The sequence below is a fragment of the Rhodococcus sp. MALMAid1271 genome (assembly GCF_049195265.1).
Taxonomy (GTDB): Bacteria; Actinomycetota; Actinomycetes; order Mycobacteriales; family Mycobacteriaceae; genus Rhodococcoides.
The window spans coordinates 24,423-34,619 of record NZ_JBMIRQ010000017.1 but is presented as its reverse complement, the minus strand read 5'-3'; the positions used below and the strand labels follow the sequence as shown (position 1 = coordinate 34,619).

General features: G+C 64.1%; 10 protein-coding genes. 1 reads left to right on the top strand and 9 read right to left on the bottom strand.

Annotation, left to right across the window (positions count from 1 at the left end; all coding sequences use genetic code 11):
* Positions 1-94: 94 nt before the first annotated feature.
* Both ACOQFP_RS00610 and ACOQFP_RS00605 read right to left on the bottom strand, forming a co-directional pair.
* Positions 95-703, bottom strand: coding sequence for a DUF2971 domain-containing protein (locus ACOQFP_RS00610; protein ID WP_230074792.1), 609 nt, complete (start codon positions 701-703; stop codon positions 95-97).
* A 331-nt stretch (positions 704-1,034) separates the two neighbouring features.
* On the bottom strand, positions 1,035-1,727 hold the full coding sequence (locus tag ACOQFP_RS00605; protein WP_371831981.1) for an FHA domain-containing protein: 693 nt from the start codon (positions 1,725-1,727) through the stop codon (positions 1,035-1,037).
* Positions 1,728-2,181: 454 nt separating this feature from the next.
* Here ACOQFP_RS00605 and ACOQFP_RS00600 point away from each other — a divergent pair, with 454 nt between their 5' ends.
* Entirely contained in the window at positions 2,182-2,544 is a 363-nt protein-coding gene (locus ACOQFP_RS00600; RefSeq protein WP_230074791.1) for a hypothetical protein, read from the top strand.
* 69 nt (positions 2,545-2,613) lie between these two features.
* On the opposite strand, the gene ACOQFP_RS00595 is transcribed toward ACOQFP_RS00600, so the two are convergent.
* The 7 genes from ACOQFP_RS00595 to ACOQFP_RS00565 all read right to left on the bottom strand — a co-directional run bounded on the left by ACOQFP_RS00595 (position 2,614) and on the right by ACOQFP_RS00565 (position 10,156).
* Entirely contained in the window at positions 2,614-5,004 is a 2,391-nt protein-coding gene (locus ACOQFP_RS00595) for a DNA topoisomerase (RefSeq protein WP_421583131.1), read from the bottom strand.
* A gap of 72 nt (positions 5,005-5,076) precedes the next feature.
* Complete coding sequence (locus ACOQFP_RS00590) at positions 5,077-5,649, bottom strand: hypothetical protein (RefSeq protein WP_421583130.1); 573 nt, start codon at positions 5,647-5,649, stop codon at positions 5,077-5,079.
* A complete protein-coding gene (locus ACOQFP_RS00585; protein WP_230074788.1) occupies positions 5,646-5,792 on the bottom strand; it encodes a hypothetical protein in 147 nt (48 codons plus the stop codon). The genes ACOQFP_RS00590 and ACOQFP_RS00585 overlap by 4 nt, the downstream gene beginning before the upstream one ends.
* Before the next feature lie 73 nt (positions 5,793-5,865).
* Positions 5,866-6,264, bottom strand: coding sequence for a hypothetical protein (locus tag ACOQFP_RS00580; protein WP_421583129.1), 399 nt, complete (start codon positions 6,262-6,264; stop codon positions 5,866-5,868).
* Between the two features lie 36 nt (positions 6,265-6,300).
* Positions 6,301-7,929: a peptidoglycan DD-metalloendopeptidase family protein gene (locus ACOQFP_RS00575; protein ID WP_421583128.1), complete on the bottom strand. Its 1,629-nt coding sequence runs from the start codon at positions 7,927-7,929 to the stop codon at positions 6,301-6,303.
* Positions 7,926-8,291 carry a transposase gene (locus ACOQFP_RS00570; protein ID WP_230074785.1) on the bottom strand — a complete coding sequence of 122 codons (366 nt, stop codon included), beginning with the start codon at positions 8,289-8,291 and terminating at the stop codon, positions 7,926-7,928. Before ACOQFP_RS00570 ends, ACOQFP_RS00575 begins: the two co-directional genes overlap by 4 nt.
* Positions 8,291-10,156 (bottom strand): ATP/GTP-binding protein, encoded by a 1,866-nt coding sequence (locus ACOQFP_RS00565; protein ID WP_421583127.1) that lies wholly within the window; start codon positions 10,154-10,156, stop codon positions 8,291-8,293. The genes ACOQFP_RS00570 and ACOQFP_RS00565 overlap by 1 nt, the downstream gene beginning before the upstream one ends.
* Positions 10,157-10,197 lie beyond the last annotated feature (41 nt).

Sequence of the window (10,197 nt, the reverse complement as noted above, 5' to 3'; positions counted from 1 at the left end):
TGTGGGACACTTTCACTGGAAGTGCCTTTCCTGAGCTGGTGGATTTGTTGCGTGAGAACTCAAATCATCCCAGTTCAGGGGGCACTTTCTTCAGTTAGACACTCCGGTCAATGGAAGTTCTATCGGTGGATTCAGGCTTAGTCATGAGCTGACGTGCCTCGCGCCGTCCGTACTTGACCTGGTCAGGCCCGCCGAAGAGTTGGCTTGCAACCCGGTCGAAGGGGTCGCCGGATCTATGGGCGTTTGTGTCCACTTCGTAGAACTTGGTCAGTGTGGAGCGCGTGAACCCGAGTGCGAACCCTCCACCGCCGTCTCCATACCCGCGCCATTGGCTGAGCAGGTCACCTTTGGATGCGCTGGAAAAGCAGGTGACGAACGGTGTAGCCGGGTGGGCGTCTTTGTGCCAGGTCATCTCGAATGTGCCGGCGCGCACGGTCCGGGCGAGTTCGAGCAGACGGTCGGCCACAGCGGGTGTTCGTGCCGTGTTCCGCGCCTGCTCCTCAAGCTCCGAAGCCAAGAGCTTCGTGCCGAAACGGAGCTCTTTCGTATCGTTGAGATACCGTGCGTCGGTTGCCCACAATGTTCCGTACCGTGCGTGCCGAGGTGCGCCGTCGAACTCGACAGGATTACCCAAAATGCCGAGCAGGCCAGCGGAGTCTGTGTAGTGGTACAGAGTCTCGGGTAGGTCGGTGGATCGAGGCATTGGCCAACACTATCGTTGTGGTGGAGACGTGCCCGATGTTCGCGGCGGTGATCTGCGATCGACGACGAGTCAGAAGCTACTGCTGGTGACGGATAGTGCCCGAATGCGGCCGAGTCTCCTGGAATCCGTACGGGGCGACGTGGAACTTCTGCGATTGCAGCCGAACGGAGCCGAACCCTAATCTCTGTGGGCTTACCGTTTTCGTATGAACGCGAAGAACAGGTCAACAAAGCCAAACGAATTGCGACACAGCGTCATTAGAGGACTGGTGTCTGGGGTAGTCCGGGGAATGATCGGTTGGCTCGTCGATAGCCTTCCTTGGTGGTGACCCTCATAGAGGGTGCTCCTCTAGATCTACGATGTTGACTTTTGCGGTGTCCGACAACTCGGTCCAAATCCGCGGCTCAAGGTGCACCAAGCGAAACTTCCCGAGCTGAATCTCATCCCCGGTTCTGAGCAACTGCTCGTCTACCGCCACCCTGTTGACGTACACCTTGTTGAGGCTGTCGCTATCGCTCACCAGCCATCGGTTGTCGGGGGTCCTCGTGAAGGTTGCATGCCGCCGCGAGACGGATGTGTCGTCGAGAAAGATGTCTGAATCTGGGTGGCGGCCTGCTTTGACCTGAGGTTCGTCGAGCAGAAACCTGCTTCCGGCAGTCGGACCGCGTTTGACCACCAGCAACGCCGTACCGGGTGGTAGAAGACCGAGAATGTCCGTGCCTATCTGCTGGTCGAGCTGTGTGACCAAATCTCTGGTGAGCATCACGGTTGTTATCTCACTGGGACCTTCGTGGTCTCGAACCGTACGCTTCGGAGCAATCGGAGCCAGCATCGTGGTGCTCGTGACGTCGCTATCCGGCGACTTTGCCGCGCTCCACAGCTCCTTAAAGTGCTTAACTATTGAACTGTGTTGTGATTCATCGATTTTCGCCTCCACCAGCAAGATCTCGATAATTGCGTCTACGACAGACCATCTGGACAATGAGGTGCCGTGAAAGATATTTGCAACGGTATCGGGTGTCACCGCGACATCTTTGTGCAGTCGCTTGCTGATGTCTGCGAACGGCAGGTATCCGGCCCGTGCTGTTCTGAATTGGTCCAATTCGTGACGGAATCTAGCGTGGTCGTGGTTCCGATGGGTCTGGTCCTGCGGCATGAATGAAACGTACATGTGTGGCGCAAAAACTGTCTTCCCTGCGGCGAACTGGCTTTGGTGTCCAGTCGAAGACAGCGACGATTGCGGAACTGGCGTGTGCCCCTCCGAGAGCGCGACTGTTTCGGACGAGCTGATGGACGCCTCGCAGTGTCCTGGCTGCGCGTCGTTTCCAGACACGTGGTTCCCCGTGGTGACACGCTCTGCGATCCCCGTCGCGGGTTTCGGCGAGGTGAGCAGTCGAGACGATGTTCAGTGAATCGGACCGTCGCTGTGAGTGTCAGGTGCGGGCTGTTCGTCAGTGCCCCGCTCTACAGTGTCGGGTGTGAGCGACAACGAGTCCGTGGCCACGGTGCCTGAGCGCGTGCTCGACGAGCATGCGCAGGTGTTGATCGACAAGATCGATCAACTACTCGATCGGGTGACCGACCGGGCTGTGGGCGCGCCGACACCGGGATCGGCGGCGTGGGAGTTGGAGTGGAGCGTCCGAGACACTGCGATCGGACGTGCCCGCGTGGCCGAACGATCGCGTGTACGAGAGGAATTGGCGCGCCGCGCGTGCGCCGAACTCGGCATCGCCGAAGGTTCCGCACCGGCGGTACCGGCTCGGCATTCTCCCCCGGTCCGACCCCGCCGGACGAAGCCCGGACGTGTCCGCGTCGACGAGGCACAGCTGACCTTCTTCTGAACCCGCCGCTCGAACTCGTGTCCTCATGGGTGCAGGCGTGCGACCCCGCTGCTGTCCTGCGGCACCCGTCTACCGACGCACGGTGCGTTTCTTGGTGCCTGCGGTGGATTTGCGGTCCTCGAACTTCAGCTTGAAGCCGAATGTCTTGCTGCCCTGGTAGGTACCTGCGGCCAGTGCGCCCTTGGCCCGGTACGTCTTACCTGTCTTGCTCGTGGCGTCGAATTCGATGGTCTCCCCGGCCAATAGCTTCTCCAGTTCCTGATCGGTGAAGTCCTTACCCCGCCAGTGTTCGTTGGCACCCCATCCGCGACCTTTGAACGTCACCGATTTGCCTTTCCACACTCCGCTGACCAGATCGGTCCGAGGTGCACGCTCCTCGAATCGAGGGTTGAAGCTCACGTGTGGATACTGCTTGCCGTCTTTCTCCCTCACGCCTGGTTCGAGCTTTCCCGTGCAGGTCAACGTCTTTCCCGACTTCGCGCTCGTCGCGACGATCTCGATGACCCGGCCGGCAAGCAGTGCCGCTACTTCGGTGTCGGTGAACCGGTGGCCACCGAAGACCCGCTTCGCGCGGGTCACGACCGTGCCTGCGTGGGTGAAATGCAGCTCCGGTGGCAACTCGATCATCTCCACCGCTTCTCGGGTCACCCCGGCCTTGCCCATCCGTGCCGTGAGCTCGCCGGACAACGTCCTCGCATTCGCCGTCATCGTCTCGAGGTCGCGGCGCACCAGATCCGCCACGAGGGACAGATAGTCGGCTGCCTCGCCGGTTCCGGCCTCGATCTGCGCCATCTGCTCGAAGACCTGCTCGGTGATCGTCAGATCCCCGATGTTCGTGCCCGGCAGGATCCGATGGTTGAGTTCACCGATCGCGCTGAGGGTGATCTTGCCGCGCTTCTCGATCATCAAGGCCTTGCCGCCCGAGTTGTTCGTGACCTCGGCATAGGTGCTCGTCCGGGTCGCGCCGGTACCCACGCTCCGCTTCTCGAGCTGTTTCATCAACCAACCCATCGTCGGATGCGGCGGCCGCGGCGGGAAGCCCTCGTGGACGAACGGGTTCGCGACAGTACCCAACGCCGTCGCACCAGTGGGTTGCTCGTCGCGCTCGCCGCCGTCCTCCTCCTCGACGACGAACACACCTTTCCATCCGAGCACTGCGGGCACATTCAGCGAGCCGACGAAGCTCGGGTATTTCTCGACGTGGCCGCGATGCTGGTCGTACTCGTAATCGGGGGCGAGCATCGTCAGGTAATTCTTCGCGAGGAGCTCGTAGATCTCCCGACCCAACTCGCCGTAGGCCTTCTCCACTGCCGCGAGGCTCGGCGGTACGTTGGGCCCTGGACGGTTGGCACCGTGCGCGCCACCGGACTTGACGTGGCTCGTACGTGGGCCGCGATGGCTCAGCGCCGCCGGATCCACGCCCACCACACCGGCGATCGCGTCGACCGATGGAAGCAGCTCGTTGAACTGCTCGATCGAGATGAACTTGTCCTCGGTACGCGGGTAGGACACCACCTGCGCCTCGTACATCTTCTGATAGGTGTCGAGAACGTTCTTCGCCCCGAAACCCTTCTTCGACAACAGAGACGACAGTCCGGCCAGGTCCATCAGTTTCGGCGGTCCCGTTTTCTTGCGTGTGGTCCCGTCGTGGACGACCGGTGACGACTGAAGGCCGCCGGGAACATCGTTCTCGTTCTCGAATCGATCGATCTCGGGGTCGGTGTACGTCGCGCCGTTCTCGTCCCGAAATCGGTTCTCGTAGAACGCCTTCTTGAGGTATCCGTGGTGCGCGTCGAGTCCGTCACCGACGATTACGACCATCGCGGACTTGAGTCGCCCGTTACGCAGTACCGTGCTCGCCCCGGTCGTCTTGGTCGCGAGTCTGGTGAACTGCATCGAGAGCATGTCCCACTTCGACCGGAAGTCGGCCTTGCGGTAGTCGCCTTCGGCAGCGATCGCGGTGACCGGCCGACGGGCTGTGAAGGCCTTACGCAGCGATGCCGGTGTCTCGTCCAGGAACTCCATGCGTTCGAGCTTCTTGTTCTCGAGGCCCAGGTACTCCACGATCTCCCAGCCGAGGAGTGAGCCTTCACCGGTCGGATCGAGATCGGCTGCATTGCAGATGCTCTCGCAGCCCGAGAGGGTCGTCTTCAGTTCGTGGAGCAGGCTTTTCGCGTCCGGATCGGTGACCAGCTTGCCGCCGGACACCCGGCGCCGGATCTCTCGCTCCCAGCGGAAGTCGTCGGCGTTCCACGGGAGATGTTCGAGCTCCCAGCTCTTGTACTTGTCGGTGAGAGGCGCGGGCACCATCGCGGCGGGGTCTTTCAATTCCAGCAGGTGCCCGCGAGCGTGGACGATGACGTACTCCGTGCCTGCGAACGTGCCGCTCATTCCGCCCAAAGCGGTCGCGAAGTTACGTGCTGCGGAGGGCTTTTCGGTGAGGATTCCCACTTTTACCATGACAATAGATCCTTCTTCTCTGCGGTGCGTGCAGCGTGTGGTCGGCGCGGGTGTTGCCGGTGGTGAGTCGGGCTAGATGCCTGCGCTGACGAGGCGATAGTTCGCGACTTTCCAGCCGTCAGCAGTGAGTTCGACGTCGACGGCTCCGGTGTAGCCGGTGAACGGGGTGATCTCGCCGCTGCGGTGTTGGACGACGCGGTCGATGACGACAGCCACGGTGGCCTTGGCGTCGCCGTCCTTGTCGAGGCTCTCACCGTCGAGATTGACGCTGGTGTCGGGTCGGGCGATGGCGGTGACGATGTCGCCGCTGCGTGCCCATGCCGACCATTCCGGGATCGGTTGCGGCGCTGGATCGGGTGGTGTGGCGGCGGCGGTGGCCATCGATCCGGTCACGTTGTCGCGTTGCGCGTGCATGGCTTCCCACGGTGAATCCTGCACTGCGGGTTGCCACGTGAACACACCGGACATCACCGCCGTCGCGACGCCGACCGGGTCGGTGGCGGACGGGTCGATGGCGATGCCGGCGTCCGTGCCCGGTGGTGGCGGTGTGTCCGAGCCGCGGAAGACGAACACGACCAGAGCGGCAATGGCGATGACACCGACGATGCCGAGACACGCGAACACGATGCCTGCTCTTCGGCTCATCTCGTGGTCTCCTGCGAGTCGGAGTCGTTCGCTGATTCAGCGTCGGTGTCGCAGATCTGGCCCAGCGCAGCGGCTTTGGCGATGACTTCGAGCCAATCGATGATCGGTGCGTCCGCCTGGCGGTTGTTGAGGATCTGTGCCATGTCTGTGCTCCTTGGTTTGTGATGGTGCCAGTGTCCTGGTGGCCACCGACAACAAATGTGGTTGTGTGCCGCGCTAGCCGACGGTGGGGACTCCTGCTGCGGCGATCACGCTGACCGTCCAGATCGCCCACATGACGAGCGCGGTCGCCGCCAAGTGGATGGCTTTGCGGAGCGCAGTGACAGTCCAGTTCTGCGCTCGCGCGGAGGCGTCGGCGACAGCGATGAGGCTGCCTATGGTCATCGCTGCGGTGACGACGATGACGGCCCACCAACCATGCGCGAGAACGTCGCGGGTCGCTGCGGCGCGGCCGCTGTCCTTGATCGTGGTGATCATCGACTCCAGGATCAGTCGGGCGACGGGAACAGCCCATACCGTCCATACGATGACCGAGGTCAGAGCAAGGGCTGTCAGTGCTCGATGCCGGTCGTGGGACGTCAGGTGGTGGCTGGTGCGTGTCGGTGCGGTGCTCATGAGTGGGCCTTTCCGTCGAGTATTGGTCGGAGGTGGTTATCGGGCCAGGTCGTAGTCGGATGCGGTGGCGGTGATGGTGGTGACGTAGTTCTGGGTCTCCGAGTAGGGAGGGACGCCGCCGAACTGTTGGACCGCTCCGGGGCCGGCGTTGTATCCGGCGAGCATCAGCTCGACGGGATCGCCGGTGATGGCCCCGGATTCGATCCCCGGTCGTAGGGTGTCGGCGACCGAGCAGTTGTAGCGGCCCTGCGCCATGACGGCGTCGCCGATGTCGTTGGGATCCCCCTCCCCCGCAGCTCCGGTGACCACGCCCTTGTCGTCGACGGGGAAACCGAACGACGCCCACGTGCCGGGTAGGAACTGCGCGTACCCTTCGGCCCCGGCGGGGCTGGTCAGGCCGGGTGTGAAGCCGGATTCCTGTTTGAGCTGCGCCGCGAGGATCGCCGGGGAGAGTTCGCGGCATTGCTCGGCCGAGAGGGTGAGCCACGGCTCGAACTCGGGAGGGATCTGGCCGGCGGCGAGTTGTCCGTGATCGCCGAGTCCGGCACCGGGTGCGGTGGTGCAGTTGCCTGCGGCTTTGGGTGCGGATCCACTGCCACCGGGGACGGGCCCGTAGGTCTGGCCGGGTGCCGGTGCGCCGTGGCCGACGGTGGTGACGTGGACGTGGTCGAAGTGGTTTTGGGTGGGAGATCCCCTGTCCTCTATGGTGTTCGGTTCACCTTGGGAGGGGATGTATTCCTGTCTCCAGATCATGTATTCGATCTGGAGGTAGTCGCGGTTCGCCCACAGGTAGTCCTTGACCTGGTCGCCGAGTGCTTTTCCTTCCTCGGAGGACCAGTTGTCGATCATGATGTCGGCTGCGCGTCCGGAGGGGTGGTCGTCGAATCCCCCACCGTCGGCGCGCCACCCACCGATGCGCGTGATCTGCGGGAACTTGGCGTGGATGGCGCGGGCGACGCGGACGGTGTCGACCTGGAAGTGCTCTTCGGAGCCGACGGTGGCGGGGAGAGCGGCCATCTCGGCGGAGCCGCCGGTCGAGGGCGCGGGGGTGGCCGGGGTGCCAGTTGACGGGAGTGGGCTTTGGCCGGCCGGGCCGGTGCCGGGTTCGGCGGCGGCGTCGTAGAAGGGTTGCGGGTCGATCGCGTTGTCGGGTGACCAGGGGCCGGTGTGGTACTCGAAGTGCAGGTGCGCGCCGGTGGTGTCGCCGTTGTTGCCTTCGTTGGCGATGTGCTGACCGGCGGTGACGTGCTCGCCAGGCTTGACCAGGACACCGTCGGGGAACATGTGCCCGTAGACGGTGGAGACGATCTGGCCGTCGATGTTGTGTTCGAGGACGATCCACATCCCGAACCCGTCGGCGGGTCCGGCTTGCGTGACGGTGCCGTCGGCGTAGGCGTAGATCGGTGTGCCGACGGGACCGGCGAGGTCGATGCCCTTGTGCATCGTTCCCCACCGTGACCCGAACGGGCTCGTCAGCTGTGCTTCGGAGGTCTTCATCGGCTTGGAGAAGGACCCGGCCGGAACACCACCAGCAGCCGCGGAGATACCTTTCCCGGGAATGCAGTTGGTGGGTACTTCTTCTCGGACGCCGGTGGTGACGAACAGGACCACGAACAGCGACAGTGCGAGCACCACGCTCAGCGCGATCGCGCCGCCCTTCTTCACAGCGCAGCCGCCCCGAACGAGTGCGAGCCGTAGGATTGGGTGGTGATCGAGCGCGGCGAGCAGGCTTCGAGTCGTTCTGTGAGAGTGCGGTTCTCGCTGCGGAGCCGTCCGATCTCGGCTTCGGCCGCCCGTAGCTTCGCGGCGACGTCATCGGATGCCGGGGACCGGGAGGATCCGAATTTGTCCTTGACCCACCGTGTCACGGTGTTCTCGTGCGCTCCGATCGCTCGAGCAAGGACTGCAACGCATTCGGCGCGGGAGGCGTAGTTCTGGCGAGACTTCTCGTACTCGGTCAATACCCATTGCCGGGTCTCGGCGGGGAACTCGGCTCGCCGATGCTCGCGGGGATCGTCGGCGCGCATCACCGCGCACCGACCAGTTCGGAGTCGTTGCCGTAGGCATCTGCATCGTCGAGTTCGTGGTGCTGGCCGGCGAAGTACTCGGCGAAGCGGGCGTTGGTGTCGTGGACTCCGGTGTCGTATTCGACGTCGGTGAGGATGGTCTGGATGGGGATGCCGGGGGTGTTGTCCTTGGCGACCTTGATCAGGAACTTCCCGCGTCCGATCGGGTTGCGGACGGTGCGGCGTTCGGATCCGCGTAGCGCTGCCCCTCGTGACCAGGAGGTGACCATGCCCGCTTCGGCGTCGGTGAACTTCAGCTCCCCGGAGAGGCGTTCGACCTCACCGATCGGCAGGCCGCCGCACACGACCATGCCGGCGCGGTCGATGAAGCCCTTCGCGGTCTTGATATCGGCTTCGGTGGGCAGGGTTTCGAGGTCGCGGCCGGTGTGTGTGATCATCAGCAGCCCGGTCGCGTCGGTGCGATTGAGGCGGGTGATCTCGTTGACGCGGGCGACCATGCCCGGTCCTGCACCGATGACCTGCCACAGCTCGTCGAGCGCCATCAGGAACAGTCGTTGGCGGTCCAGGCCTGCGTCGGCGAGCAGGTGCGCCGCTTCCACGGTGCCGTAGGCGTCGGCCCAGCATGAGAGCATTACGGCAGCTTTGAGGGTGGTGTCGCCGCGGTCGAGGGAGGAGACGTCGATGCAGATCATCGGTGCGTCGAGGTCGATCGGTTCGGTGGTGTGGTCGGCGAAGATGTCCCCGAGTGGGCCTGAGGTCAGTGCGCCGAGGGCCTGCATCAGTTCGGTGATTGCCTCGCGGTAGCCGTCGCGTTCGGTCTTGTACGCCGCTTGGAGCATGGCCGGTGATCCGGCGTCGATGCGGGCGTAGAGGTCTTTGAGCAGCGGCGGGTGGGTGTAGGAGAATCCGCCGTCGGCGTACAGCTCGCGCAGGGCGATCCCGATCAAGGAATTCTCGAAGGCCTTCACCGAGTGGGTGTCGTAGCGGATCAGCTCGACCAAGGCGCAGACGGCGTTGATCTGACGGGTGGAGATGGTGATGGTGGCGACGTCGATCAGCTCGTCGAGCTCGGCGATCCGGGCTGGGTCGGTGGCTTCGTCGCGGGCGGCGATCGCGCGGACGACGGCCTGCCCGAGGGCCCCGGCGGCGAGCGGGTTGAGGTGCCCGCCGCCGTGCCCGAGGGTGATCACCTGCCCGCCGAGCAGGCGGGTGAGCTTGACGTATTCGCCTTTGATGTCGCCGGCGACGATGGGGGTCTGTCCCCATCCGCACGCCCCGAGGAGGATCTTGCGGATCAGCGTCGACTTCCCCAGGCCCGGCAGGGACAGGACGAACATCGACGGGTTTCCGATGAGCTTGTCGCGGAAGTACGCGAAGGGATCGCACGAGACGGCGTTGCCGGTGATGGCGTGCTGACCGACGATGGTCCCGGCCGAGGGTGCGGCCGCGCCGATCGCCCACGGGTTCAGTCCGCACATCTGCACCGAGGTCGCTTCGTACTCGATCGGGGCCGGGACGGTCGACATCCGGCCACCACCGGCACCTTTGAGGCCGCGGGTGCTCGACGACAGTGCTGCGCGCCACCAGGGGTCTCCCGCTGCCTCGTGGACGGCTTGTTCGGCCCGTGGGTGGTCGTTGCGCCACCGGGTCAGTCCGAGGCCGCGCCGGGAAAGAGCGGAGGGCTCTTCGGCGTCGCCGGTGGCGATGAGGGCGGCGAGCTCGGCGTAGTCGGTGTCGCCGATGATCCACCGCACGAACGCCGACGGCTGCGGCGTTGACGTCTCGTACAGGTCGGGCTCGTCGGACCTGGCCTCGTCGTACCGAGGGTCGTAGTCCCTGCGCGGGCGGTGGTCGGTCGTCGTCATTGTGGGTGTCTCTTTTCTCGGGCAGGGGTGGGCCGGATGCG